At 59.0% G+C, this 24,808-nt stretch carries 27 protein-coding genes; 15 read left to right on the forward strand and 12 right to left on the reverse strand.

The window, feature by feature from the left end; genetic code table 11:
* Positions 1–493: 493 nt before the first annotated feature.
* The 3 genes from PTZ19_RS16310 to PTZ19_RS16320 are packed head-to-tail and all read left to right on the forward strand — an operon-like array spanning position 494 to position 1,599.
* A complete protein-coding gene (locus PTZ19_RS16310; RefSeq protein WP_276356134.1) occupies positions 494–940 on the forward strand; it encodes a MarR family winged helix-turn-helix transcriptional regulator in 447 nt (148 codons plus the stop codon).
* Entirely contained in the window at positions 915–1,226 is a 312-nt protein-coding gene (locus PTZ19_RS16315) for a luciferase domain-containing protein (RefSeq protein ID WP_276356135.1), read from the forward strand. Before PTZ19_RS16310 ends, PTZ19_RS16315 begins: the two co-directional genes overlap by 26 nt.
* A gap of 1 nt (position 1,227) precedes the next feature.
* Positions 1,228–1,599, forward strand: a complete 372-nt coding sequence (locus PTZ19_RS16320) for a VOC family protein (RefSeq protein WP_276356136.1) — start codon at positions 1,228–1,230, stop codon at positions 1,597–1,599.
* 55 nt (positions 1,600–1,654) lie between these two features.
* Here PTZ19_RS16320 and mscL read toward each other — a convergent pair whose 3' ends face one another.
* On the reverse strand, positions 1,655–2,041 hold the full coding sequence (gene mscL, locus PTZ19_RS16325; protein ID WP_276356137.1) for a large conductance mechanosensitive channel protein MscL: 387 nt from the start codon (positions 2,039–2,041) through the stop codon (positions 1,655–1,657).
* A 144-nt stretch (positions 2,042–2,185) separates the two neighbouring features.
* Positions 2,186–2,764 carry an Hcp family type VI secretion system effector gene (locus PTZ19_RS16330; protein ID WP_276356138.1) on the reverse strand — a complete coding sequence of 193 codons (579 nt, stop codon included), beginning with the start codon at positions 2,762–2,764 and terminating at the stop codon, positions 2,186–2,188.
* 233 nt (positions 2,765–2,997) lie between these two features.
* Between PTZ19_RS16330 and PTZ19_RS16335 the strand changes: the two genes are divergently transcribed.
* The gene (locus tag PTZ19_RS16335; protein ID WP_276356139.1) at positions 2,998–4,275 is read left to right on the forward strand and encodes an S-layer homology domain-containing protein; all 1,278 of its coding nucleotides are present in this window, start codon (positions 2,998–3,000) and stop codon (positions 4,273–4,275) included.
* A 67-nt stretch (positions 4,276–4,342) separates the two neighbouring features.
* On the opposite strand, the gene PTZ19_RS16340 is transcribed toward PTZ19_RS16335, so the two are convergent.
* Complete coding sequence (locus PTZ19_RS16340; protein WP_276356140.1) at positions 4,343–5,203, reverse strand: pentapeptide repeat-containing protein; 861 nt, start codon at positions 5,201–5,203, stop codon at positions 4,343–4,345.
* Between the two features lie 154 nt (positions 5,204–5,357).
* Here PTZ19_RS16340 and PTZ19_RS16345 point away from each other — a divergent pair, with 154 nt between their 5' ends.
* Positions 5,358–6,017: an HD domain-containing protein gene (locus tag PTZ19_RS16345; protein ID WP_276356141.1), complete on the forward strand. Its 660-nt coding sequence runs from the start codon at positions 5,358–5,360 to the stop codon at positions 6,015–6,017.
* A 124-nt stretch (positions 6,018–6,141) separates the two neighbouring features.
* On the opposite strand, the gene PTZ19_RS16350 is transcribed toward PTZ19_RS16345, so the two are convergent.
* The 3 genes from PTZ19_RS16350 to PTZ19_RS16360 all read right to left on the reverse strand — a co-directional run bounded on the left by PTZ19_RS16350 (position 6,142) and on the right by PTZ19_RS16360 (position 8,114).
* Positions 6,142–6,639 (reverse strand): SRPBCC family protein, encoded by a 498-nt coding sequence (locus PTZ19_RS16350; RefSeq protein ID WP_276356142.1) that lies wholly within the window; start codon positions 6,637–6,639, stop codon positions 6,142–6,144.
* Between the two features lie 66 nt (positions 6,640–6,705).
* Positions 6,706–7,479, reverse strand: coding sequence for an exodeoxyribonuclease III (locus PTZ19_RS16355; RefSeq protein ID WP_276356143.1), 774 nt, complete (start codon positions 7,477–7,479; stop codon positions 6,706–6,708).
* Positions 7,476–8,114, reverse strand: coding sequence for a TetR/AcrR family transcriptional regulator (locus PTZ19_RS16360; protein ID WP_276356144.1), 639 nt, complete (start codon positions 8,112–8,114; stop codon positions 7,476–7,478). The genes PTZ19_RS16355 and PTZ19_RS16360 overlap by 4 nt, the downstream gene beginning before the upstream one ends.
* Before the next feature lie 201 nt (positions 8,115–8,315).
* Here PTZ19_RS16360 and PTZ19_RS16365 point away from each other — a divergent pair, with 201 nt between their 5' ends.
* From PTZ19_RS16365 to PTZ19_RS16385, 5 genes are all read left to right on the forward strand, one after another.
* Positions 8,316–9,851 (forward strand): DHA2 family efflux MFS transporter permease subunit, encoded by a 1,536-nt coding sequence (locus PTZ19_RS16365; protein WP_276356145.1) that lies wholly within the window; start codon positions 8,316–8,318, stop codon positions 9,849–9,851.
* Positions 9,852–10,051: 200 nt separating this feature from the next.
* Entirely contained in the window at positions 10,052–10,477 is a 426-nt protein-coding gene (locus PTZ19_RS16370; RefSeq protein ID WP_276356146.1) for a DUF6157 family protein, read from the forward strand.
* Positions 10,478–11,299: 822 nt separating this feature from the next.
* The gene (locus PTZ19_RS16375) at positions 11,300–12,139 is read left to right on the forward strand and encodes a hypothetical protein (RefSeq protein WP_276356147.1); all 840 of its coding nucleotides are present in this window, start codon (positions 11,300–11,302) and stop codon (positions 12,137–12,139) included.
* A 21-nt stretch (positions 12,140–12,160) separates the two neighbouring features.
* Complete coding sequence (locus PTZ19_RS16380) at positions 12,161–13,396, forward strand: SPFH domain-containing protein (RefSeq protein ID WP_276356148.1); 1,236 nt, start codon at positions 12,161–12,163, stop codon at positions 13,394–13,396.
* A 10-nt stretch (positions 13,397–13,406) separates the two neighbouring features.
* Positions 13,407–14,144, forward strand: coding sequence for a hypothetical protein (locus PTZ19_RS16385; protein ID WP_276356149.1), 738 nt, complete (start codon positions 13,407–13,409; stop codon positions 14,142–14,144).
* Between the two features lie 89 nt (positions 14,145–14,233).
* Here the strand turns inward: PTZ19_RS16385 and PTZ19_RS16390 are convergent, their stop codons facing one another.
* The 5 genes from PTZ19_RS16390 to spoVAC form a co-directional block, all read right to left on the reverse strand.
* Positions 14,234–15,406: a DUF4352 domain-containing protein gene (locus PTZ19_RS16390; protein WP_276356150.1), complete on the reverse strand. Its 1,173-nt coding sequence runs from the start codon at positions 15,404–15,406 to the stop codon at positions 14,234–14,236.
* Positions 15,407–15,489: 83 nt separating this feature from the next.
* Positions 15,490–16,239 (reverse strand): 3'-5' exonuclease, encoded by a 750-nt coding sequence (locus PTZ19_RS16395; protein ID WP_276356151.1) that lies wholly within the window; start codon positions 16,237–16,239, stop codon positions 15,490–15,492.
* Positions 16,240–16,383: 144 nt separating this feature from the next.
* Positions 16,384–17,244, reverse strand: coding sequence for a DUF421 domain-containing protein (locus PTZ19_RS16400; protein ID WP_276356152.1), 861 nt, complete (start codon positions 17,242–17,244; stop codon positions 16,384–16,386).
* Positions 17,245–17,249: 5 nt separating this feature from the next.
* Positions 17,250–18,278 (reverse strand): stage V sporulation protein AD, encoded by a 1,029-nt coding sequence (spoVAD, locus tag PTZ19_RS16405; protein WP_276356153.1) that lies wholly within the window; start codon positions 18,276–18,278, stop codon positions 17,250–17,252.
* Between the two features lie 8 nt (positions 18,279–18,286).
* The gene (gene spoVAC / locus PTZ19_RS16410) at positions 18,287–18,757 is read right to left on the reverse strand and encodes a stage V sporulation protein AC (RefSeq protein ID WP_276356154.1); all 471 of its coding nucleotides are present in this window, start codon (positions 18,755–18,757) and stop codon (positions 18,287–18,289) included.
* Positions 18,758–18,910: 153 nt separating this feature from the next.
* Between spoVAC and PTZ19_RS16415 the strand changes: the two genes are divergently transcribed.
* The gene (locus tag PTZ19_RS16415) at positions 18,911–19,117 is read left to right on the forward strand and encodes a DUF1657 domain-containing protein (RefSeq protein ID WP_276356155.1); all 207 of its coding nucleotides are present in this window, start codon (positions 18,911–18,913) and stop codon (positions 19,115–19,117) included.
* A 212-nt stretch (positions 19,118–19,329) separates the two neighbouring features.
* Positions 19,330–20,097: a sugar phosphate isomerase/epimerase family protein gene (locus PTZ19_RS16420; protein WP_276356156.1), complete on the forward strand. Its 768-nt coding sequence runs from the start codon at positions 19,330–19,332 to the stop codon at positions 20,095–20,097.
* Positions 20,098–20,172: 75 nt separating this feature from the next.
* On the opposite strand, the gene PTZ19_RS16425 is transcribed toward PTZ19_RS16420, so the two are convergent.
* A complete protein-coding gene (locus tag PTZ19_RS16425; RefSeq protein WP_276356157.1) occupies positions 20,173–20,643 on the reverse strand; it encodes a DUF1259 domain-containing protein in 471 nt (156 codons plus the stop codon).
* A gap of 144 nt (positions 20,644–20,787) precedes the next feature.
* Here PTZ19_RS16425 and PTZ19_RS16430 point away from each other — a divergent pair, with 144 nt between their 5' ends.
* From PTZ19_RS16430 to rnr, 3 genes are all read left to right on the forward strand, one after another.
* Positions 20,788–21,963 carry a GNAT family N-acetyltransferase gene (locus tag PTZ19_RS16430; RefSeq protein ID WP_276356158.1) on the forward strand — a complete coding sequence of 392 codons (1,176 nt, stop codon included), beginning with the start codon at positions 20,788–20,790 and terminating at the stop codon, positions 21,961–21,963.
* A gap of 126 nt (positions 21,964–22,089) precedes the next feature.
* The gene (gene secG / locus PTZ19_RS16435) at positions 22,090–22,326 is read left to right on the forward strand and encodes a preprotein translocase subunit SecG (protein WP_276356159.1); all 237 of its coding nucleotides are present in this window, start codon (positions 22,090–22,092) and stop codon (positions 22,324–22,326) included.
* A 147-nt stretch (positions 22,327–22,473) separates the two neighbouring features.
* On the forward strand, positions 22,474–24,808 hold a 2,335-nt coding region (rnr, locus tag PTZ19_RS16440), incomplete at its 3' end, for a ribonuclease R (protein WP_276356167.1).

Consider the following 24,808-nt stretch of genomic DNA (forward strand, 5'->3'; position numbering starts at 1 on the left):
AAGCTTAACCCCTGCCAACGCGTGGGGCAACAGCTGATTAAGCTTGCCGCGCAAGCTTAACCCCCGCCAACGTGTGGGGCAACAGCTAATTAAGCTTGCCGCGCAAGCTTAACCCCCGCCCCTCTAGACAAGCTGGTCCCAATGGTCATGTTCATTTGAGTACAGGATTGAGGCTGTTCGTGGGAAAGTTGCTGAAGAGTGACTTCAGAGGCACGAAACACTAGGGCCATCAGGGACGAATTTCTCCCTGACGGGTTTTCTTAGTAAAAATTAGTTGCAATAACATCCTATATGGCGTATACTGAACACACAAATTAGTTGCAATAGCATCCTATTCGACGAAGGGAGGTACNCTAGGGCCATCAGGGACGAATTTCTCCCTGACGGGTTTTCTTAGTAAAAATTAGTTGCAATAACATCCTATATGGCGTATACTGAACACACAAATTAGTTGCAATAGCATCCTATTCGACGAAGGGAGGTACGAGCGCAGGTGGAGTCCTACGGCAAGTACATCTCGGCCATTTACCGCCACCAGCAGATTTTGATCTCGGCCGAGCTGGCTCCTCTTCGGATCGGGAGCGGGCAATACATTTTCCTGATGGCCATCGCGGGCCGGGAAGGCACGTCGCAGAAGGCGTTAAGCGAGGACCTGCTCATCGACAAAACGACGACCGCCAAAGCGATCGCCAAGCTGGAGGCAGAAGGGTACGTGCGCCGGGAAACGGATCCTTCGGATAACCGTTATCAGCTGCTTTATTTAACCGAGACGGGCAGGGACGCGGTGCCGAAGGTTCAGGAGGCGCTGAACCGCATCCGGGGGATCAGCGCGGCCGGCATCGGCGAAGAGGAATACGCCGCCGCGCTGGGGACGCTGCGGAAAGTGCTTCGCAATTTGAGCGAGGAGGTGCGCCATGGAGAACGCCGGTTTGAAGGATGAGCTGCTGTCCTGGCCGGGGGTGACGGCGCTGCCGCATCGGTTCGGAGGGGTCGAATTCGTCTACGAAGGGAAAGAAATCGGGCACGCGCACGGAGAACGGCTGGTCGACGTGCCGTTGCCGAAGGCCGAGCGGGATCGATGGATCGAGGCGGGGAAAGCGGAGCCTCACCATATTTATCCGGAATCGGGCTGGGTTTCGATTTACCTGAATACGGACGCGGACGTGAATAACGCGATCGAAATCATGCGAGCGAAGTACGAGCGGATGAAACAAGGAGGAAGATAGGATGAAAACGGCAGCGCCCTTTATCGTCGTCGACAATTGCAAGGAGAAGTTGAAATTTTATCAAAGCGTGCTTGGGGGCGAGATCCGGGTGCTCCGAACGCAGGACGAACGCGTGTTGAACGCCGAGCTGGATTTCGGTTCGTCCAAAATCTTCATCGCCGACACCACCGCCGCGAAACCGACCCGGAAGGGCGATTATGCGAAGGTGGCGCTGAAAAGCGAGACGGAAGAGGAGTTCCTCCGCGCGTACGAAGGCCTGGCCGAAGGCGGCCAGACCGTTGCCGCTCCTTACGAGGCTCCCTTCAACGGAAAGCTGGCCATCCTCTCCGACCGGAACGGCATCGGCTGGGTGCTTCAATTCTATCGGGACTAACTCGAGCCGTCTTTCCGGCCGGTGGGATGGGACGTTAGACGAAGCGGAATAACGCTTAATCTAACGTCCCTTTCGATTTGAGCAAATCCCGGATTTCGGCCAGCAGCGTCTCTTCGCGGCTCGGCGCCGGAGGCTCGGCGGGTTTGGTCTCTTCCTTGCGTTTGAATTTGCCGACGGCTTTCACGAACACGAAGATCGAAAAAGCGACGATGAAGAAATCCACCACGGTCTGAAGGAAAGCCCCGTATTTCAAGACCGTATCCCCGTACTCGAATTGAAGCTCGGTCAGGTTGACGCCGCCAAGCAGCAGCCCGATCACCGGCATCAGCAGGTCGTTGACCAGCGAAGACACGATTTTGCCGAACGCCGTCCCCATGATGACCCCGATCGCCAGATCCAGGACGTTTCCTTTAAACGCGAACGCTTTGAACTCTTTCCACACGATTCTTCTCTCCCAACTTTTTGAACGTATTATATCAGATCGAAGGAAGATAGGCTCGAGCGGAATCGGAGTCCGCATTGCCCCGGGGTGAACCCGGCGGCAAATTCCGGATACGGAGATGACCGATCGGGGTGCGGCGCAAGTTTATTTCGCGGCGGAGTTCTTGGCGAAATCCCACCCGCCTTGCACGGGGGGACCGGCAGCGCCTTTGGCGTCCTGCGGGATATATCGGAATTCGATCTTTCCGGGTTGCAGGGCGATGCGTTCATTCAAATCGTCGAATTGAACTTCGGAAACGACGATGTCGGACAGGTCGATTTCCAGCACCGTAACGGGCCGTCCATCCGACGCTTTGGCAAAAACGATCTGCCCGTCCTTGATGTGCTTGCCGGACACGGAGTCCAAGAAGAGGGGGATCGAGGAACAGTCGTACGTTTTCGTTATCGTAAAATGGTCAAGCGCGCTCTTGCTCGTTCCGCCGCCTCCGCCAAAGGAGATCGTCGTGGTTTTCGTTGCGAATTCGACTCCCGAAAGCTCGATCCAGTCGGCGAATTTGCTCGCCTTCGATTCGCCGCAAACCCCTTCGAGTTTCAAATACGCCTGCACGCCGGACGGGAGTTCGGGACTTCCGCCGGGCTGTGCCGCCGCCGCGGCCAAGGATCCGGTTCCGAATAGCATAAGAATCGCCAGCGTCGCCAGGAGAACGAATTTCGCTTTTTTCATGCGCATACGCTCCTTTTTATGATACGTAATGTATCCATATAATTCTTACTATAAGGGATGAAAGCGGACTTGCATAGGTGACGGGGGGAATTTCCCCGAGATTTTCTCGGCGTTCGAGGGGAAGGCGAAGATACGATTCGGAACGGGCCATATTCCAACAATTACTGAGTTACCGTGGGCCTGCCGACTGATAGAATGTTGAATTGCAGCACAGATCAGAAAGGGGCTTGAACTTGAAAGAAACGCAGAAATGGCTTGCCGCCATGCTCGCCAGCGTATCGATTATCGCAAGTCTGACCGCTCCCGCATGGGCGGCGGATGAACAACCGGCGGCAACGACGGAACAGCCGGCGTCAACGACGGAGCAACCGACGGCATCGACGGAGCAACCGACGGCATCGACGGAACAGTCAGAGGCAACGACGGAGCAGCCGGCGTCAACGGCGGAGCAGCCTGCCGCAACGACGGAGCAGCCGAAAGCTACGGAAACGCCGGCGACGGACGGATCGTCCCGCGACTTGATCGACTATTTTGCCGGGGACAGCCTGAATCATTGGGCCAGCGCGGATCTCGCGGATTTTATCCAGGCGGATATTCTGGCCGGCTATAAGCAGCAAGACGGCACGACCCTGATCAAACCGCAAGGGAACGTCACGAGAGCGGAATTCGTCGCGATCCTGCTTCGGGCCGCGAACGTACCGACGGCAACGGGAACCTCCGAATTTACGGACGTTGATGCGAAAGACTGGTACTACGGGCCCGTCGTGACCGCCAGCTCCATGAATCTGATTTACGGGAAGAAAGAAGGGCTTTTCGAGCCGAACGCCAAAATCACCCGCGCCGAAATTTCCGCCATCCTGAACCGTTTCTTCCAATCGACGATCGATTTCGGCGGCGCCGCGAAGACGTTCGCGGACGTCGGCGGCCACTGGGCGCAAGCGGACATCGAAAACATCAGCCGCGCGGGCGTCGTCGCCGGTTACGGGGACGCGTTCAAGCCTAACAACAACGCCACGAGAGCGGAAGCGATCAGCATGATCCGCCGGGCGCTGCGGAAAGAGACGAAAGACGCGACGAAAGAGCAGGACGTGCTGACGGCGATGAAAGATTTCATCGATACGGACAACTCGCTGAACGAAGCGAAGAAGTTCGACGACGCAGCCGCGTTCTATCCTACGAAGGCGACCGGGTTTTATTTGGCGAATTCGCTGGCTTCCGAGGATTACTTGAAGCAATTGGACCAGGAAATCCAATCGGCCGGCGGGACGATCGCGTTCCATGTCTCCGGCGATGCCGCGTATAGCGTGAAATCCTTGAGCGACCGTTACGCCTCCGTCGCGGTCACCGGGCAGACGATCGAAGTATCCGTTACGCAAGACGGCCAAACCCAGACCGACAGCGTGAGCACGGACGAGACGTACTTGCTTCGCAAAGTGGACGGCGTTTGGAAAGTTTACGGCGCGGAGTCGGCCTTTCAGGATTTCGTGAACGCGGTCGAAAGCAATTCGTAAGGCAAAGTGGATGAAGGAACCCCGGCATGCGATGTGCGTGCCGGGGTTTTGGCCATGAGTATCGCGATCACCCCGGCAACGTCGGCCAATGATCGGGGAGGGTGAGCGTATCCGGCAGCCGGGTGCGCGCATCGCCTTTGGCCGATTGAAGCTGCGGCTGCGTCAGGAAGAGGGCGCCGGTCAGGTCGGCCCCGCCGAGATCCGCGTCCCGGAGATCCGCGCCGAGGAGGTCGGCGAAGCGCAAGTCGGCGTTCCGGAGATCCGCCGCGATCAGGCAGGCGCCTTTCAGATCGGCGCCTCTGAGGTCGGCGCCCGCGAGCTTGGCGCCGATCCAATCCAGCCCCCGGCCCCGTTGCTTCGGGTGCTTGGGGGCTGGGTTCATCTGGCGCAGCGCTTCTTCCCGCACAAGCTCGCTGGTCCGGCGGAGCAAGGGGGCGATCTCCGCGCGGTGAGCGGAGACGTCTAGCGCCAATAAGGCGTCAGGCTCGAGCAAAGTCAGGCGTTCCGTCTCTTCCAGCGCGCGGCGAATCTGGTCCCGGATCGGCCGGGCCGGCTCCCGGTCCATGGCTTCCGCGAGATACCAGAGCATCTCGTGCAGCTGCCGCATGATCGGTAACGCGTCGAACATCGGTTTCGCCGTCTCCGGGGCCCGGCGCCAGTCGCGTCCGCCGAACGTCGTCTGAGAAACTTTCTGACCCGCGCCTAAACAATCATATACCGTGCAGCCGCGGAAACCGCGCTCCCGCAAAGTGTCGTGCACGCCGCACCGGAAATCGTCGCCAAGGTTGGGGCAGGGCTTTCCGGCGTCTTTATCGATCGCGAAGTCCGCCGAAGCCGCGAACGGAAGCGCGACGCAGCATAAGCCGAAGCATCGTTCGCAGTCCGCCGAAAGGTTCGTCCGCAGCGGCGGCTGAACGTCATTCGTCATGTCTCGCTTCCCTCGTTTCCTTACTACGTTCTTGTAGCATCATACCGCGGATTCCGGGCAAGCGAAAGCCTGGGTCCGCCTCCTGCCTTATTCCCCCAGATTGGTATATTATAAATTCATATTTCAATATAAGCGCAACGGAGGAACAAAAGCGGTGAACAGGAACGAAGAACAAGCACGAGTCGTCCGGGAGGCCGAGAGATTCGCCGTAGCGGAGCTTGGGCGGGATCGGACCGGTCATGACGGGTACCATGTCCGGCGCGTCGCGAAGATGGCGGAGCGGCTGGCGGCGGAGGAGGGGGCGGATGCCTTCGTATGCGCCGTCGCCGCGTGGCTGCACGACGTGGCTGACGAAAAGCTGAACGAGTCCAAGGATAGCGGGATGCGGAAAGTGGCAGACTGGCTCTCCGGTCAGCCGATCGCGGATGGGGAGCGGGCCCATATTCTCGAAATCATCGCCACGATGTCCTACAACGGCGGAGCGAACCCGCCGATGAGGACGCCCGAGGGGAGAGTCGTCCAGGACGCGGACCGGCTGGACGCCGTCGGGGCGATCGCCATTGCGAGGACCTTCGTGTATGCCGGGTGGAAAGGGGATATGATGCATGATCCGGATCTCCCGCCCCGGGAGCGGATGACCCCCGAAGAGTACCGGCGGGGGCGCAGCACGGCGATCAACCATTTCCACGAAAAATTGCTCAAGCTGAAAGACTTGATGAACACGAAGACGGCCAGGCGGATCGCGGAAGAGCGCCATGCCTATATGGAACGGTATTTGGAGCGGTTCATGCAGGAGTGGGAGGGGCTGGACTAATCCGGCCCCCCGTGCACTCCGCATAAAGATCAACCCCCGCCTTCGGGCCTTCAACCGGCCGAGGCGGGGGTTGCGATGCCGGCCACGCGCGGCCGACAGGAACAACGTCCAATTGGACGGCGCTTTATCCTTTTTCTTCTTGGATGACCCGCAGTTGCTCCGATAGACGGTCCAAAGTCTGGTTCAAACCTTCGACCGCGCCGTACAACTTGACCGTCCGATCGCGCTGCTCGGCGGTGGGGAAGAGCATGCGCATCGTAAGCTCGGTCTTCGAACCTTGCTCCGCGAAGGTGACCGTCACGCGGAAATGCTCCGCGTTGCCGTCGTCGCCGTGCAGGTACTCCAGACGCTCGGGCCGGTCGACTTTGACGAACGTGATTTTGTTCGGGTAATCCCGGCCGTCGGGGCCGTGCATCGTGTAGCGCCACACGCCGCCTTGTCGGGCCTCGAACTCATGCGTCGTATTCGTGAAGCCTTTCGGGCCCCACCACTGCGTCAAATGATTCGGATCGGTCCACACCCGGTAGACGAGCTCCCGAGGCGCGTCGAATACGCGGGTGACCACGATCGACCGTTCCTCGATCTCTTTCGTTACGCCGTTTGCCCCTGCATTGTCCGCCATGTTTCAACCTCCTGCTTTCCCCTTTATTTTGATGCTCTTTCTTTGTTGTTCTGTGCCCATTGAAATTTACTCCCCGGCCTGTTTGAGCTCGTCCGAAACCTCCAGCACGATGGGACAATGGTCGCTGCCCAGGATGTGGGCGTCGATCCCCGCGTCCGTCAGGCGAGGCTTCAAACGTTCCGAGGCCAGAAAATAATCGATGCGCCAGCCCACGTTGCGTTCCCGAATGCCCGGCATGTTGGACCACCAAGTATAGGCGTCCTTCCGATCGGGGTAGAAATGGCGGAACGTGTCGACGAATCCGGCTTCCAGCAGGCGCGTCATTTTCCCGCGTTCCTCGTCCGTGAAACCGGAATTTCCCCGGTTGGACTTGGCGTTCTTGATGTCGATCTCCTCATGGGCGACGTTCAAGTCCCCGCAGACGATGACGGGCTTGCGGGCATCGAGCTGCCGGAGGTATTCGCGAAAACGGTCCTCCCACTCCAGACGGTACGGCAGCCGGGACAAGTCCCGCTTGGCGTTCGGCGTATAGACGGTGACGAGGTGGAAGGCTTCGAATTCCAGCGTGAGAATCCGCCCTTCCGGCTCGCGATCCTCCTCCATTCCGTACCGGACCGACAACGGTTTCATTTTCGAGAAGACCGCCGTCCCGGAATACCCTTTCTTTTCCGCATAGTTCCAGTACTGCTGATATCCGCCGTAATCCAGGCAGATTTGCCCGTCCTGCAGCTTCGTTTCCTGTAAGCAGAACAGGTCCGCATCCACGGCTTTGAAGTAATCTTCGAATCCTTTATTCACGCAGGCCCTCAGCCCGTTGACGTTCCACGATACCAGCTTCATTGCGGTTTCTCCCCCCGAATTCGCAGTCCATCGATAAATAGGCGTCGAATGCCGGCCAAGTATCGATCTTTGCCCAGCGCCGCCGTGTCGCGGTAGTAGAGGTATTGTTCGGGTGTGAGCACGGCCAGCAGGAAGCCGGCCGTCCCGGCGGGGTCGATCGGCGGGGTCTCCCCGTTCCGCTCCGCGAGCTCCAGCTGGGACTTCAGGAGGTCATGGAGGCGCTGCATCATCGGGGTTTTGCTTAAAATGAGGCTTTTCTTCCCGGCGTACATGCAGCGGATCAAGGCTAACAGCTCGGCGTTGTCGTCGATGTATTGCAGCGATCGGACGATCAGCTCGTACAAGCCTTCGAGCGCGGAGGCGGAACCCGCGGACACCATCCGGTCCCGGAACGCTTCCAGTTCATCCAAAAACCGCTGCAAGCTTGTCCGCATAAGGTCCCCGTAAATTTCTCCCGGATGGTTGTAACGGCGATACAGCGTCCCTTGCCCGATCCCGGCTTCCTGCGCGATTTGGTACATGTTGACGTTGTCGGGGCCGTTCTGCTCCAGGAGTTTTCGGGCAGCGTCCAGAATGCGGCGCCGGTATTCCGAGTCGCGGGATTCCTTGGCTTCCGTTTCGTTCTTGTTTTCCACGACCAGATCTCCTCTCCGGTAATTCATGGCAAAAAAAACGTTGACTCGCGGACAATTGTCCGGTATATTCTGGGTACGGACAATTGTCCGTTATAAAGAAATATAACACATTCTCCGGCTCGTGTGTGGATTTTCGCGCAAAAGATGGCGGTTCGCGCGGGAACGCCCAGGCCGAGGAGTGCGGGAGGAGAGGGAAGAACCATGCAAGAAGCTTTGCCCGGCAACCCGTCGGAATTTCGCCTGCTGAGCATTTTCGCGCCGCTGATCGCTTTGATTTTCGGCTGTTTTATGGTGATCCTGGATACGACGGCCATGAACGTCGCGCTGTCGCAGCTTGTGGTGGACTTCGGCACCCAGATGACGACGTTGGAGTGGACGGTGACCGGCTACATGCTGGCGACGGCGGCCGTCATTCCGCTGGCCGGTTGGCTGTCGGACCGTTTCGGAGCCAAGAACGTGTTCATCACTTCGGTCATTCTGTTCACGATCGGCTCCGCCCTATGCGCCACGCCGAACAGCGCGGAATGGCTGATCGCCTTCCGCGTGATCCAAGGGCTGGGCGGCGGGTTCGTCATGCCGATCGCCATGGCCTACGTGTATCGGCTGAGCCCGCCGAACAAGTTCGGCATGGTCATGGGGCTGCTCGGCGTGCCGATCCTGCTCGCGCCGGCGATCGGGCCGATCGTGTCCGGCTGGCTGGTGGAGTACCATTCATGGCGCTGGATTTTCCTGATTAACATCCCCGTCGGCCTGTTCAGCGTGATCTTCGGCCTCTGGAAGCTGCCGAAGATCTCCCGGCAGAAGGTCGCCGGTTTCGATCTGCCGGGGATGATCCTCGGGCCGCTGGCGTTCGCCGCGCTGTCGTTCGGCGTGAGCGAGGGGGCGAAGAGCTGGTCGTCTGCCGAGACGCTGACGGGAATCATCGCCGGCGGCGTGTTCCTGCTCGCTTTCATTTTCGTCGAGCTTCGGGCGAAAATCCCTTTGCTGGAGCTGCGCGTGTTCCGTTCCGTCGACTTCTCGTTCGCCATCGTCGTGCAGTGGATCGTGCAGTTCTCCATGTTCGGGGCGATTTTCCTGATGCCGCAATTCCTGCAGCAGGCTCGAGGCTTCGGGGCGCTGGACACGGGACTCACGCTGTTCCCCCAAGCGCTCGCTTCCGCCGCGATTATGCCGCTCGGCGGCTTCCTGTTCGACCGGATCGGCGTGCGCTGGTTGGTCGTGATCGGGCTGAGCCTGGTGTCCGGGGCGTTGTACCAATACACGTTCGTCGATATGTCGACGGAAGGCAGGGATTTGCTGCTGCCGCTGATCATGGCGGGTTGCGGCATGGGTCTCATGATGATGCCGCTGAACTCGCATCTGATCAGCAAAGCGCCGCGGGAGCTGGTCAGCCGCGTCACGTCGCTGACGAGCGCCCTTCAGCAGGTGATCAGCTCGCTGGCCGTGGCGACGGTCGTGACGATCCTGACGACCCATCTGAAGTCGCTCGCGGGCGGCAACTTAACGGCCGCAGCCGCCGGAGCCGGCGCCGAAGGGGGGGCTGCCGCCGCCGACCCGAACGCCGCGAAAGCCCTGCTCGAGCTGGCGCCCAAAGCGTTCGGCTACACGTTCGGCGTCATGATGACGGTGGCGATGTGCGGCATCTTGCTCGGCTTTTTGCTGAGAAGAGGCAAGAAGCCGTCCCCCGAGGGCTCGCCGAACCCGGCCCCGGAAGCGGCGTTCGAAGGGCTGGCTTGAGGCAGGGGCGTTCTGCAGCCCATACAAGGTGACGTCCGGGCGGGTGACTATCGCCGCGATCCGGCCGAGCCAATTCGCAAGCCGAGCGGCATTTCTTCTCCCATTTATTGGCCGACCGCGACTCCTTTGACAGAGTTTTATCACTGACAGGTTTTGTCACCATGCTTCCGTTATAATAGAGGGCAGGAGGGATCCGTGAGATGGAGTTGAACTATTACGACACGTTCATTACCGTCGCCGCCGATTGTCCGGTCGAGCGGGGGATCGTCCCGCCCGAGCGGAAGAACGGGAAAACGAAACCCGCGATCGAATTCGAGCTTGCGTCGGAGCAGCCGTACCGTTATACGCAGGAAGAATTGTTGTTCAAAGTGTATGCCCAGCATAAAGGCATCTCCGACGCGGAGCTGTCAGAGCGGGGCGAAGCATTGAAAGCGGAGTTTTTCGGCAAGCCGCAAGCCTGCATGCGAGCGTCGATGCTGCCGAAGAAATACGGCTGGGGCATCCATTTCAACTCGGAAGGCAAGCTGGCCCTGTATCCGATGGAATCGCCGGAGTACCGGCGTTTCATCGACGGGGAAGCGGGGAACGTGCGCTTGGTGCCCGCGATGCGGAGCAGCCGGAAGTAGGAATAAACGCAAAAGGAGGCCTTGCGGAGGCCTCCTTTTGCGTTGAAGAGCGGGTACAGCATTCGCCCGCCTCCCTCGCTACGGCCCGTCAATTTGACCAACCAGGCACGATCCCGGGCCTGGTAGGATGATTTAGGCGTCACATGCGTTGGCGGCAAGCGTGAGGTGCGGCACCAGTCGAGCAACAATTCGGCCATTATTCGTCCCAACCGGAGCCAAAATCGCTTAATTATTGCCTGAAAGCAATAATTTGCGCTCAACCCCCCGGGTATTCCAAGAGTTATTGCCCCATGAGAATGTCCATGAGCCGCCCCGAAACCCCGCTGCTGCTGAGCGGTTGAGAAACTTTCTTTCGTAACGCCCCCCGAAACCCCGCTGCTGCTGAGCAGTTGAGAAACTTTCTTTCGCAACGCCCCCCGAAACCCCGCTGTTGCTGAGCAGTTGAGAAACTTTCTATCGTAACGCCCCCGCACCCCCGCCAATGCCGAGCAGTTGAGAAACTTTCTTTCGTAACGCCCCCCGAAACCCCGCCGCCGCCGAGCAATTGAGAAACTTTCTTTCGTAACGCCCCCCGCACCCCCGCTGTCGCCTAGCAATTAAGAAACTTTCTTTCGCAACGCCCCCGCACCCCCGCCGCTGCCGAGCAGTTGAGAAACTTTTTATCGTAACGCCCTCCGAACCCCCCCCCGCCGCCGAGCAGTCCCCTTCTTGCGATTCCTCGACATTCGAGAGAGGAAAATGTAGAAAAATGTGGAATGTAATAACGCGTGACGAAAATTCGTGGCGAAATCCGTAAAATTTCGGACCGGGAGACGGATGGCGATGGACAGGACGGAGTCTGGGGCTGCACCGACGATCAGCGCGGGATCCGGGGAGGCTGCTCAAGTATATAGTTTTATCCAAGTCGATAGGGAGAAAATAGATGCCGCGCTGACGGAAAGAACGAAAAATTGGATAAAGGTTCAGTGTTTTCTAGCGATCTTGTTTCCTCTGGCATGGATTCAAATCCTGTTATTCTGGATTAACTTCGCGGGCCATGAGCACCTGAACGGAAAGAAAGCCGGGATCGTCAAAAATTTTTTTACAGGGATGTACCTGTGGGTTCTTTTGCTGCTCAGCTATTACTATTTTGAATCCGATTTTCAGAGCATGGAGGAGACCTGGGGCATCACCCGTATCGATCTCTTATTCTGGTTTGCCGTATTCGTGCTGCTGGCGATTGCCTTCTATTTAATCGAATCCGCGATCGACCGGAAAAAGCTCGATTTGCTGGAGTGGTACATGGAGCTTGGCAGGGATGGGGTTTTCAACGTTCGGTATTATGCGGAAGCAACGGGACGGGATCCGAATAAGGTGACCACCGCCCTGCAGTTCCTGAACGCCTACGGTTTTTTTCCTTATATCGTGGATGAAGCCACCGGGAACCTTTACGAGGATGAAACGTATCGTTGGGATGAGGCGGAAGAGGAGCAAGACGGCGAATCCGAATACGAGGAAGAATACGAGGACGAAGAAGACTACGAAGACGAAGGCGAATATGAAGAGGACGCGGAGCCCGAGCTCGTCGTGGCGGAATGTCCGGGATGCGGGTCCAAGACCAAATTGTATTCCGATGAAGTCGTGGATTGCCAATACTGCGGTTCTCCCGTAAAGGCATCGTAAGGGGAAGAGGAGGAAGCCGAAATGGCCATGATTAAAGTTCTGAAGTTCGAAGGACCGGAAGGGGTGCTCGCGTGGAAGTATCCCCATTCGGAATTGGGCACGTGGTCGCAGCTGGTCGTCAACGAGACGCAGGAAGCGCTGCTATTCAAAAACGGACAAGCGCTCGATTTATTCGGGCCGGGCAGGCATACGCTGTCTACCCAGAATATTCCGCTGCTGCAGTCGGTCATTAATCTGCCTTTCGGAGGCGATTCTCCGTTCCAGGCGGAAGTATGGTATGTCAACAAGGTCCACCTGCTGGACGTGAAATGGGGAACGCCGACGCCGCTGCAGCTCCAGGATCCGAAATACCAAGTCCTGGTGACGGTGCGTTCCTACGGCCAATTCGGCGTGCAGATCGCAGACTCCCGTAAATTCCTGCTGAAACTGATGGGGACGCTGCCCGTTTTCGACAAGGATTCGTTGGTTCAATACTTCCGCGGCTTGCTGCTCATGAACATCAGCGAGTGGATCTCTTCCTACCTGATTAACGAAAAAGTCAGCATCCTGGAAATCAGCAGCCGCTTGTCGGAAATTTCCAACCACATTCGGGAACGGGTCGCGCCGGTTTTCGAGCAATACGGCATCGCGGTTCAAAATTTCTATATCGAATCCATCAACATGCCCGAAGACAATCCGGTCACCGTTCGGCTCCGGGAAGCGCTGGCGAAAAAAGCCGAGATGGACATCATGGGTTACAACTATCAACAAGAGAGAACCTTCGACACGTTGGAGGCGGCAGCCAAAAACGAGGGCGGCGGCAATGCCGGCGTCATGGGCGCGGGGATCGGACTGGGCATGGGGGTCAGCGTCGGCGGCGCTTTCGGCAGCCAGATGTTCGGGCTGACGCAGCAGATGAACGCTTCGGCCTACGATAAAAAATGCACCCGATGCAACGCCATGAATCGGCAGGATGCCCAGTTCTGCATGTCTTGCGGACAAAGCTTGCAGGTTCCGCCGAACGTTCCGGACAAGGCTGCGGAAACGACATGCGCGGAATGCGGCAATACGTTTCCGGCCGGGGCGAAGTTCTGCCCCCACTGCGGCGACCCGAACCGGCCATGTCTCCACTGCGGAGCGGATAATCCGCAAGGCGCCAAGCATTGCCATCAATGCGGACGTCCGATCGGCGGTGCGCTGACTTGCGGCAAATGCGGCCATGAAGTCTCTCCCGGCCAGAAATTTTGCCTGGAATGCGGCAATAAGCTGACGGAATAGGAGGGTTAAAATGGAAAATTCCCGTACCCGGGTGACCACGATCATCTTCGCGCTGGCGCTGGTGCTCACGGTCGCCGCGCTGCTGTTGTTCGATTTGCCGTCGTTTCGGCCTTATCATTTCGGGGTGACGTTAGCCTCGTTGTTTATCGCCGAGACGGCCGTTTACGCGGCGGCCCTTTACATCCAATACGCGGGGAGCCGCTTTAACCGAATGGTACCCGGATTTGCCGCATACGTCGCGATCGCCGGTCTGTACTTTGCGGCCGTACTGGCGATTATCGTCGTCTGTTCCGCTATCCTTAACGTGTCCGCCAAAACGTACGCGTTGATCCACTTGATCGCTTTCGTTGCGGGGCTCATCTTGGCGGCCGTGGTGCATCTCTTTTTGAAGGATGCGGAAGGGGAAGAATCGGACGTCAAAAACCAGGTCAATTGGAATAAGGACCTGCTCGTGACGCTGACCATGATGAAGCAGAGACTGGCGGAAAATCCGGAGAGCTTCGGCGATCTGATTCGCGAAATCGGGGAATTGGAGGAAAAAGTCCGTTACAGCGACCCGATCTCTCCTCCCGCGCTTTGGGATTTGGATTTCCAACTGTCGGAGCAGGTGGCCGCGTTAGCCGATCGAATTGGCAAGATCGATGAAAGTTCGAGCCCCCAAGCGGACACGGAGGAAGCGATGCGCAGCGTGAAAGGCCTTATCGGCCAATTGGAAATCCGGAACCGGAGAGTGCTCCAGCATAAATAAAAGCGAGCCTGCCGCGGCAGGCTCGCTGTCGTATGATCAGGTCAACCAGAGATTTCTGGTTGGCCTATTTTTCATGGGCGGGCATTCGATCAGTCCGTTTTAAACCATATCCCGCCGGTTCCATCGTAATTTCTGCTGAAAGCCAGAAGCGGATGAGGGTCGTCCGTCTTGACCTGGAAGGCGGCCCAGCCCGTATTCTCCGCCCCGGCATACATCGATGCGTCCAACTCGGGTTCAGGCGCGATCACTGAGGCGGAATCGTAGTCTTTGCCGGATGAGGACACGAGAGTGAAATGAATGGCGTTGATCGTAACCGCCGCGTCAGGCTTTGCGTTATTTACGATGGCGACTTTAAGTTTGACGAGCAAATATTCATATCCTTCCGATGGCGGCTCGTTATAAGGGTTCGCTTTGTGAATCATGGCCCATGCCTTATCGCCGCGCACCGCTTGCTCCATTTTGAACGTGGCCTGGTATTGTTCGATCGTTTTCTGAATGTTGTACGTCATCTCGGTTCCGATCGGAAGCGGGTTGCTTCTCGATCCGGGCATGCTGGCATCCGAGCCCGGTTGCGCGGAGCTTAGCAGTTGGAGATATTCGCTTTGAACGGAAGGAGCGGTCGTTTCCCCGCCAAGCAAGTTCGTATAGGTAAAGTTCCCCAGCACGGTGCCCCACAATTCCAGCTTGTCGTTCTCCAGAAGCGTGCCGGCCGAATCCTTGCGGAAGACGTAAACATAGATCGACGACTCTTGCCCCGAGGCATCGTTCAAATGAACCCGCAGTTCGTCTCCTTTGCCGACGACCTGGATGACGGTTCCCGTGAGGTGAACGATCTTGCCCTTGAATTCGCTGTCCGCCGTTCTGGCGAGCGCCCTGGGATCCGGGTCAATCGCGCTGGCTTTATATTCTTCAAAGGTGGGCGCGGCAGGCGTTTCCGGGTCTGCGGATGGGGTTTCCGGGACCATGCTGATGCTAAACCCGGCGTAAACGATCAGCGCGACATGGAGGACCGGAATCCAGATCAGCTGATCCTTCAGCTTTCCCGCATGATTCGCGAACGCGGCGATGATCAAGCTGACGAGCCATGCGGCTAAGCCGATCACTCCTAACGCGAGCAAGATAACGAAAGCGCTGCCGCCGTCATCGGCGGCATTCTTGTACGCGATGATGGCCGCGATCACGAATAGGAAGATCAGGGTAACCTGTTCGGCAACGAACCAATTCGGCTTCGAAGATGATGTTGGAGGAGGCTGCGATGACATCCGATCACCTCATGTCGGTGGAGTGCTGCTCTCCGACATATTCGACAAAGGGTGCTAAAAACCTCCAATTCCTTCGACCCTCTTCATTTTCCTTCCAGCTGCGCCTGAAAATACTCCTGCAGCTCCGCGGCTTTCTTCTCGTTCGACAGGTCGACCTTGGCGGCGGCGAGGCGTTCGGCCACCTGCTCCCAGGTCGGGATGACCTTCTGCGACCGGAACAAACGGATCGCGTTTTTGACCATTCTCCGCTCTTTCGAGTTGGAGAATAGGTCCTTATACTGCTGCGTCCGCTCCAGGTCGAGCCCGTCGCGGATTTTCCGAAGCACCTCGGCCGTCATCTTGGCATCGTCCAGCGCGCGGTGGGCCGACCCTTCCATCGGAATCCCGAGTTCCGCGAGCGCGGCTTCCACGCTGACGTCGTTCGTGACGCCTTTGCAGCGAAGATATCCTTTGAGCAAATCGTAATAGCGTAAGCCCGTCCACAGCGAGTCGTCCAGTCCGTGCATCCGGGTATCCAGCACGATGCGTTTGATATCTTCGCCGCCCCAAGTGAAGAGCAGGAACGATTCGCTGCGCTTCAGCCAATCCTGGAACGCGCCGATCACCTTCGGGAATCCGTCCGCCCGGTCGATGTCCGTTTGGTCGATTCCCGTTTTCTTCTTGATGAAGCTGTTCAATTTGGCGAAATAGACCGGCTTCACGAACGCGCTGAACTCGTCCATGAGCGTCAGGTCCGGCCCCAGCCGCACCGCTCCGATCTCGATGACCTCCATCGGGAGTTCGCTGGCGAATTTGCGTCCGTTGAATTCGATGTCCAATACGATATAGTCCATAAGCGGTTCCGGCCTCCGGTCGATCTAGTCCTTGCTGCCTGTTGTACCAGTCTACCAGATATTCCCCGATTCGGGGACCGGCCAAACACGGATGTCCGCATGCGAACAGGCCTCGGAAGACCGAAAGTCCGCTGCCCGCCCGACTCAGGTATCCAGAATCGGCTTCAGCTTGTCGATCACGCTCTGCAGCTTCTGGGCGTTGCTGCCGTACATGGCCTTTGCGTTCGGTTCGCGCGTCGCAAGGGCGAACAGCTCCAGATCGGCCTGGATTTTCTTGAGCGTCGCGTACAGCAAGGCTTTCGCCTGGGGCGCGGGCGTCTTGATCTGGTCGTCGTACAGATCGACGTAAAGCTGCTGGTACGCGTCGACCTGCGCCAAAAACACGTTTTCCGCGGTCACCCCGATTTTTTCCAGCTCCGTCTTCAGCCATCCCTGGTTCAGCCCGATCGTGGCAAGCGGCTCATGCATGATTTTGCCGTCGATGATGACGGTCTGGGGCTCGACTTCGTTCACCAGCTTCATGCCGATGTCGCTCGGGGTGAGCGGCTGTTTGTCCCTCTTGAGCAGAACGCTGAGCTTCCCGTCGGACTCCATGACGGCGAATTCGACGTCGGCTACGCGGAAGGCGTTCTTGGCGCGCAGCTGTTCCATCAGCTCGTCCGCGGTCAGCCGCTCCTTTTTCAAATTGTCCTCGAGCACTTTCCCTTCTTTAATCAGCACGCGGCCTTTGCCCTCGAACCACTGGCGGAGGATTTTGCTCTTGAGCGTCAGAAGTTCCAGGCCGAACGGCACGAGGAACCAGACGCACATGGCCAGAATGCCGTAAAAGTAATGCTTCTCAATATCGGTCGAGATGAAGCCGGCCAGTTCCCCCAGCGTGATCCCCATGATGTATTCGAAAAACGTCAGCTGCGAAATCTGCTTCTTGCCCAGGATGCGCGTGAACGCGAACAGAACGACCAAAGCGCCCAGAGAACGGAGCAGAATCTCGATCCAGTTCGGCATGGCGGTCACGCCCCCCCTTCGGCGACGGCCGCGGACTCGATGGCCACCGCGTGCGCGATGCAGGGAATCGATTCGCCTTGCTGATATGAAAGCGGGGACAACAGGGCGCCTGTCGCGACGACAAGGATGCGTTTCAGCTCGCCCTCGCGGACTCTCCGCATGAGATGCCCGTACGTGACGACCGCCGAGCAGGCGCAGCCGCTGGCGCCGGATTGGACCATCTGCTTGTCGTAGTCGTAGATCATCATCCCGCAGTCCTGATAACGGGCCAGATCGATCGGCAGCTTGTGCTTCTCGATGAGATCGCAGGCGATGGCATGACCGACCTTCGCCAAGTCCCCGGTGACGATCAGGTCGTAATGGTCCGGTCCGAGATCCAATTCGCGGAAATGCGCCGTAAGCGTGTCGATGGCGGCCGGCGCCATCGCGGCGCCCATGTTGAACGGATCCTTGAGGCCCATGTCCACGATCCGGCCGACGGTGGCGGCGGTGACGCGGGGGCCGGAGCCCGACTCGGCGAGTACGGCCGCGCCGGCGCCCGTCACGGTGTATTGCGCGGTCGGCGGCTTCTGCGAGCCGTACTCCGTCGGATAGCGGAACTGCTTCTCGGCGCTGGAGTTATGGCTGCTCGTGCCGGCCATCGCGTAATGGGCGCCGCCGGCGTTGACGATGAACGCGGCCAGCGCCAGGCTTTCCATCGAGGTGGAGCAGGCGCCGAACACGCCGAGATACGGAATCGACAGCGTGCGCGCGGCGAAGCTGGTGCTCGTGATCTGGTTCAGCAAGTCCCCGCCGACGTAAAATTGCACTTGCTCCTTCGTCACGCCGGCCCGTTCGATCGCGATTTTGGCCGCTTCCTCGAGCAGCGTCGATTCCGCTTTCTCCCAGCTGTCCTGCTCCAGCAAAGAGTCGCCGTGGATGATGTCGAAATCGTCGGCGAGCGGTCCGCGTCCTTCGAACGGCCCGACGACGGCGGCGGTCGAAGCGATGACGGGCTTCCGTTCGAACACCCAGGTTTGATGCCCCTTCAGCATGGCGCTTATTATCCCCCTCTAACCAGCAGACGAATGACGGCGATGACGAATGCGGCCACGGTGCCGAACACGATGACGGATCCCGCCAGCTTGAACATGTTCCCGCCGACGCCGAGCACGATGCCATCGCTCCGGTGTTCGATCGCCGCGGACGCCATCGAATTGGCGAAGCCGGTGACGGGGACGGCAGAGCCCGCGCCGGCCCATTGGCCGATTTTGTCGTACACGCCGAAGCAGGTAAGCAGGACGGAGATGAGGATCAGGATGGCGACGGTCGGATTGGCGGCCCGTTTCTCGTCGAAACCGCCCCAATGGATCATCAGTTGCTGGATCGCTTGGCCCAGCACGCAGATAAGCCCGCCTGTCACGAAAGCCCGGACGCAGTTCAAGAACACGGGACGTTTCGGCTCCCGGAGCTTGGCGGCTTTCTGGTACTCCTGCTGCACCGGGGTCAATTTTTTCAGCTTCTTGTTGGCCATAGCCGCGGTTCCTCCGATTGTCCATTTGCTAACAAGGTTGCCTTCGCGGGAGGTTTTTAAGAATGTAAATTATTTACAATCGTAACGAAAGGAGAAAAGGGAAAGCTACGGCTTGGCAATCGAAAAACGAAGAAAAGGACAAGGTGATTCGACGTGACCGTATCCACGCAAGTCAAAACCTGCGTCGCTTCTCTTAAGAGCGCGCAAGCCAGTCTGGAGCAATTCGCCCTGAACACGCAGAACCAGGAAGCCAAGCAGATGTTCACCGACTGCGCGGCACAGACCGGGCAGATTCTGCAGCAGATCGAATCGCGGGTACAGCAGCTCGAGAACGAGGAGCCGCAATATAAAGGTTTCTGAGTTGGTCCCTAACAAGGAGAAGGCGCCGCCCGCCCAGGCGGCGCTTCTTCGTTTGAGAGGCGGCGCGCGTCCAAAATGCATACAAAGAAGCCTAAAATCCCGCTTTCGCCGCGGAGGGAGGGATGGGCTATAATAGGAAAGGTATGGGAACCAATGCGGTAGGCAGGACATAGAAGAAGGCCAATTTTAGAACCTAAGGTGGTGCGGTTCGGATGAGCAAACCTCAAGTCGGGATTCAGCTGTATTCGGTACGCGATCTGTGCGCGCAGGATTTTCTGGGAACGATCCGCAAAATCGGCGACATCGGCTACAAGAACGTGGAGCTGGCCGGCAACTACGGCGTTGCCGCCAAGGACTTGCGCAAGGCGCTGGACGACGCCGGACTGAATGCGCCGTCGGCGCACGTCGGGCTGACGATGGATCAGCCGGATCAGTGGCAAGACAACCTGAAAGCGTCCGCCGAGTATTATCGCGAGCTGGGCATCCAGTGGTTCGTCGTGCCGTGGTTTCCGCTCGGGGACCATCCGGACGTTGCCGCCGTGAACCGCATGGCGGACGTGCTGGAGCAGGCTTCCGAGATCGTCGCGTCCTACGGCATGAAGTTCGGCTATCATAACCATGCGTTCGAGTTCCAATCCGTGGACGGCAAGCTCGTTATCGACCGTCTGCTGGAGCGGATTCCGGCCGACAAGATGCTCGCGGAATTCGACCTCGGCTGGGTCAAGGTGGGCGGCCAAGATCCCGCGGCTTACGTGAACAAATACGCGAGCCGGCTGCCTCTCGTCCATGCGAAGGATTTCAAAGCGGACGGTACGGACACCGAAATCGGCCGCGGCAGCGTCGATTGGGATTCCGCGCTGGCGGCTTGCGAGAAGGCGGGCGTCCAGTACGTCATCATCGAGCAGGAGCGTTACGACGTCGGTTCGCTGGAGAGCGCCAAGCTGAACTTCGAGTGGTTCCGCGCGCGCGGCTGGGCATAAGGTTTAAAAAGGAAATCAGCCACTCCCCTGCGGAGTGGCTTTTTCCGCGTTACGCGAATCGAACGGCGCGGGGGATCAAGTCCCCTTGGCGACGGAACGCACGGCGTTCTGCACGGCACGGGCCAACACGTCCCGGTCGCCCATCCCTTGGAAATGAAGGTAGAGGATTCTCGGATGCTCGCCCATCATATGATTGTGAAGGGCGGTGATTTCCGCCCCGCCCCGGCGGAGGGCGTCGATGACCGGATTGACTTCGCCCTCCAGCAAGGCGAACTCTCCCATGAGGACCGTTTGGCCGCCCGCCGTCCCGAAGTTCGCCATCAGCGCCAGTTCCATCAGCTCGGGCGGCATTTTCAGGCCCATGTGGGTCACTTGCAGGTCCCGCCGCACGAACTCCACTTTGCAGACGGAACGTTCTTCTTTGACTTTGCCCGGGAACATCCGCTCCAGGCTGCCGCAGCCGCCGGTCTCCTTCGCATGGACATGACCGGCCGGGCCGATCAGACACAAGGCCGCAGCGGCCAGGAACATGAACATTTTCGCCATTTCGCAGCGCCTCCTTAGGGAATGTCCGTAGAATTCCAATCTATTGCCAAGGGTATGCGCGCTGCAAGCGGAGGACGGGATTGCTTTGCACGGCGGGATGGGCTAGGATTTGGGTAGAAAACGGACCAAGAGGAGGCGGAAGGCTTGGCGGAAATTCGGCCATTAACGATGGAAGATTTCGAAGAACGGATGCGGCTCATGCAGTTCGCGTTCCAAATGCCGCTGACGGGCGAGCAAATCGAAAGCCGGCGGGCTTTGTTCCGTCCCGAGTGGGATTACGGCTTGTTCGACGACAACGGCCGGTTATTGTCGGCGCTGCTCTTGATCCCGTTCGAGACCTGGGTGCAAGGGAGCAAGCTGCGCATGGGCGGGGTGGCCGCGGTCGCTTCTTGGCCGGACGCCCGGCGGCAAGGCGGCGTCTCAAAGCTGCTGACCCATGCGTTCGAAACGATGAAGCGGCAAGGGCAGAGCCTCAGCATGCTGCACCCGTTCTATTTCCCGTTCTATCGCAAATACGGCTATGAGATGACGATCGAGCGCAAGCATTACACGATACCGGTCAAGCTGCTGCCTCCGAGGGCGGAGACGGCAGGGGCCGTGCGGATCGTGGAGAAAAGCCCGGATCTGCTGGCGCCGGTCTACGAGACTTTCGCCTCCCGTTACGACGGCATGCTGTCCCGGGACGATGAATTGTGGCGGCAACGCGCGCTGACCAAACCCGGCTTGGCCGCCGCCTATTTCGATGAAGCCGGAAGTGCGCAAGGCTACATGCTGTACGAAGTCGGGGATCGAGTCATGAAGGTGCACGAGTGGGTCGCGGCGACGGAAGAAGCGCGGACCGCCTTGTGGAGTTACGCGGCCAACCACGATTCGATGATCGACGATTTGAAAATGACGGTTCCCATGGACGACGATACCGCTTTTCTGGTGCCGGATCCCCGGTTCAAACAAGAGATCGTGCCATACTTCATGTCGAGGATCGTGGACGCGGATGCGTTCGTGGCGCAGTATGCTTTTCAGCCTTCGGGCGGGACGGACGAGGTTTCGCTACGGCTTGAAGACAAGCATGCGCCATGGAATGAAGGAACGTACCGGCTGTCGATCGGGGCGGACGGTACGGCGCGGCTTCGCCGGGAGAACGGAGCGGGCGGGGGCGGCGAAGCGGCTTGCGATATCGCGACGCTGACGGCCATGCTGGTCGGAGGCCGACGTCCCCGGTTCCTTCGCGCGGTCGGAAGGCTGCAAGGTTCGGAAGCGGCCGTGGAGACGCTCGAGCGGCGAGTGCCCCTCCAGCGTCCGTATTTGGCGGATTTCTTCTAATCGACGCGATTCGGCAATGGAAGGTTGTCAATTTCATTGGGCATATGTTAGAATGAAAATACTGTTTTTATGACTTTATCCGCTCGGTGGAGCGTTTCGTGTCTTCGCATTCGGGAGGTGGAAGCTTTGGAAATTTTCTTGAAAATCGTACTGGTCGTCTTCTCGCTGGGGCTGATTCTGGTCGTTCTGCTGCAGCGCGGGAAGAGCGCGGGCCTGTCGGGCGCCATCTCCGGCGGTGCGGAGCACTTGTTCGGCAAGCAGAAAGCACGCGGACTGGATCTGTTCCTGCAGCGCCTGACGATCGTTCTGGCCGCGGGATTCTTCATTCTGGCGCTTGTCGTCGCTTATTTCGTGAGCCGCTGAGACATAACGGACACTACGGGCAGGGAGCGCGGGCTTCCTGCTTTTTTCATGCTTTCGGGCGGGTTGGCGGCGGAACTCTGCGGCTGAGCCCGGTTGCCATGGCGTCAATGCGTATATACTACATACAATGAGGTGATGCGGATGCCGATGTGTACGGAGCAGGAGCTGCTCGATTTCATGCGCGAGACGGCTTATAAACCTTTAACGTACCAGGAGCTGGAGAAGCATTTTGGCATCGAGGACGCGGACGAATTCAAGGCCTTTTTGCGTTTGTTGACCGAAATGGAGCAGGAGGGCAAAATCCTGCGGACCCGCACGGAGCGCTACGGCGTGCCGGAGCGGATGAATTTGCTGCGGGGACGGCTGCAGGCCCATCCGAAGGGCTTCGCGTTCCTGATTCCGGACGAGCCGGACCATCCGGACGTCTACATCCACGCCAACGACATGAAGGGCGCCATGAACGGCGACATCGTGCTCGTGCGGGTGACGTCGAAAAGCGACAACGGGCAGCGGATGGAAGGCGAAATCGTGCGGATCGCCAAGCGGGCGGTCACGCAGGTCGTCGGGCTGTTCGAGAACCACGAATCGTTCGGTTTCGTCGTGCCGGACGACAAGCGGATCAACAAGGATATTTTCATCCGGCAGGAGAATTTCAAGGGCGCGGTGACCGGACAGAAAGTCGTCGCGAACATCATCCGGTATCCGGAAGGACGGTCCGCCGCGGAAGGCGAGATCGTCGAAGTGCTCGGCCATAAGGACGACCCGGGCGTCGACATCCTGAGCATTATCCGCAAGCACGGCTTGCCGGAAAGTTTTCCGGAGGAAGTGCTGGCGGAAGCGGATGCGGCGCCGGACACGATCACGGAAGAGGAGATCGTCAGCCAAGGGCGGCGTGACTTGCGAGGCCGGGTCATCGTAACGATCGACGGCGAGGACGCGAAAGACCTGGATGACGCGGTCAACGTGGAGCGGCTGCCGAACGGCAACTATTTGCTGGGCGTGCATATCGCGGACGTCAGCTATTACGTGCGGGAGCACTCGAGGCTCGACCAGGAGGCGTACAACCGCGGCTGCAGCGTGTACCTGGTGGACCGGGTCATTCCGATGCTGCCGCACCGGTTGTCGAACGGGATTTGTTCGCTCAATCCGAAGGTGGACAGGATGACGATGTCCTGCGAAATGGAGTTCGACCACCGGACGCTGAAGCGGGTTCGACACGATATTTTCACCAGCGTGATCCGCACGAAGGAGCGGATGACGTATACGAACGTGCGCAAAATTTTGAAGGACGAGGATCCCGAGGTTACGGAGCGTTATGCGGAGCTGGCGGACACGTTCCGGCTGATGGAAGAGCTGGCGCTGGGCTTGCGCGCGCATCGGATGCGGCGGGGCGCCATCGACTTCGATTTCCAGGAGTCCAAAGTCATCGTCGATGAAATGGGCAAACCCGTGGACATCGTGAAACGGGAGCGCTCGATCGCCGAGCAGATCATCGAAGAGTTCATGCTGGCGGCGAACGAGACGGTGGCGGAACATTTCCACTGGCTTAAGGTGCCGTTCCTGTACCGGATCCACGAGGAGCCGGACGGCGAGAAGCTGATGCATTTCATCCAGTTCGCGGGCAATTTCGGGTATGCGGTGAAAGGGAAGGGGGGCTCGGTGCACCCCCGCGCGCTGCAGACGCTGCTGGAGGATATCAAGGGGACGAAGGAAGAGACCGTCATCAGCACGATGATGCTGCGGTCGATGAAGCAGGCGAAATACGACGCCGAGAGCTTAGGGCACTTCGGGCTGGCGGCCGAGTTCTACACGCACTTCACGTCGCCGATCCGGCGGTACCCGGACTTGATCGTGCATCGCGTCATGCGCGAGGTGCTCGAGCACGGCGGCGGCGGGCTGCCGGAGTTGCGGCATGACGCGCTGGCGGCGCGGATGACGGATATCGCGTCGCAGTCGTCGGAACGCGAGCGCGTGGCGGTGGACGCCGAGCGGGACACCGAGAAGCTGAAGAAGGCCGAGTTCATGCTGGACAAGATCGGCGAAGAATTCAGCGGCATCATCAGCGGCGTGACCGGGTTCGGTATGTTCGTCGAGCTGGACAACACGGTTGAGGGATTGATCCGGCTGAGCGATCTGACGGACGATTATTACCATTTCCACGAGCTGCACATGGCGTTGATCGGGGAGCGCACCTCGAAGGTGTACCGGATCGGCGACGAGGTCAAGATTCGAGTGGCTCGCGTGAACATGGACGATTACAACATCGACTTCGAAATGGTCGACATGAAGCCGCGTCTGGCGGCCAAGGCGCGCTGGGTGGACGAGCGCGGACCGGTCGGCGGCGAGGCTGCGAGGCGCGGCGGCAAGCGCAAGAAGAAGCGCGGCGGCGGGGCCGCTGCGATGGCGGCGCGCGGCGCGGCTGGCCGAGGGGCAGCCGCCGGGGTTGGCGGCCGCGAGGAGCCGCGCGCCGGCGAAGGCGGAG

This window comes from Cohnella caldifontis (assembly GCF_029360585.1).
In the GTDB taxonomy this organism is placed as follows: Bacteria; Bacillota; Bacilli; order Paenibacillales; family Paenibacillaceae; genus Cohnella; species Cohnella caldifontis.

Bases quoted from the DNA above. Each gene is read 5' to 3' on its own strand.
- PTZ19_RS16390 (WP_276356150.1), bottom strand. From the start codon at position 15,406: ATGTCATCGCAGCCTCCTCCAACATCATCTTCGAAGCCGAATTGGTTC.
- PTZ19_RS16365 (WP_276356145.1), top strand. From the start codon at position 8,316: ATGCAAGAAGCTTTGCCCGGCAACCCGTCGGAATTTCGCCTGCTGAGC.
- PTZ19_RS16340 (WP_276356140.1), bottom strand. From the start codon at position 5,203: ATGACGAATGACGTTCAGCCGCCGCTGCGGACGAACCTTTCGGCGGAC.
- PTZ19_RS16400 (WP_276356152.1), bottom strand. From the start codon at position 17,244: ATGCCGAACTGGATCGAGATTCTGCTCCGTTCTCTGGGCGCTTTGGTC.
- PTZ19_RS16380 (WP_276356148.1), top strand. From the start codon at position 12,161: ATGGCCATGATTAAAGTTCTGAAGTTCGAAGGACCGGAAGGGGTGCTC.
- PTZ19_RS16330 (WP_276356138.1), bottom strand. From the start codon at position 2,764: ATGAAAAAAGCGAAATTCGTTCTCCTGGCGACGCTGGCGATTCTTATG.
- PTZ19_RS16375 (WP_276356147.1), top strand. From the start codon at position 11,300: ATGGACAGGACGGAGTCTGGGGCTGCACCGACGATCAGCGCGGGATCC.
- PTZ19_RS16395 (WP_276356151.1), bottom strand. From the start codon at position 16,239: ATGGACTATATCGTATTGGACATCGAATTCAACGGACGCAAATTCGCC.
- PTZ19_RS16320 (WP_276356136.1), top strand. From the start codon at position 1,228: ATGAAAACGGCAGCGCCCTTTATCGTCGTCGACAATTGCAAGGAGAAG.
- PTZ19_RS16350 (WP_276356142.1), bottom strand. From the start codon at position 6,639: ATGGCGGACAATGCAGGGGCAAACGGCGTAACGAAAGAGATCGAGGAA.
- PTZ19_RS16315 (WP_276356135.1), top strand. From the start codon at position 915: ATGGAGAACGCCGGTTTGAAGGATGAGCTGCTGTCCTGGCCGGGGGTG.
- PTZ19_RS16370 (WP_276356146.1), top strand. From the start codon at position 10,052: ATGGAGTTGAACTATTACGACACGTTCATTACCGTCGCCGCCGATTGT.
- PTZ19_RS16385 (WP_276356149.1), top strand. From the start codon at position 13,407: ATGGAAAATTCCCGTACCCGGGTGACCACGATCATCTTCGCGCTGGCG.
- PTZ19_RS16425 (WP_276356157.1), bottom strand. From the start codon at position 20,643: ATGGCGAAAATGTTCATGTTCCTGGCCGCTGCGGCCTTGTGTCTGATC.
- spoVAD (WP_276356153.1), bottom strand. From the start codon at position 18,278: ATGCTGAAGGGGCATCAAACCTGGGTGTTCGAACGGAAGCCCGTCATC.
- spoVAC (WP_276356154.1), bottom strand. From the start codon at position 18,757: ATGGCCAACAAGAAGCTGAAAAAATTGACCCCGGTGCAGCAGGAGTAC.
- PTZ19_RS16355 (WP_276356143.1), bottom strand. From the start codon at position 7,479: ATGAAGCTGGTATCGTGGAACGTCAACGGGCTGAGGGCCTGCGTGAAT.
- PTZ19_RS16420 (WP_276356156.1), top strand. From the start codon at position 19,330: ATGAGCAAACCTCAAGTCGGGATTCAGCTGTATTCGGTACGCGATCTG.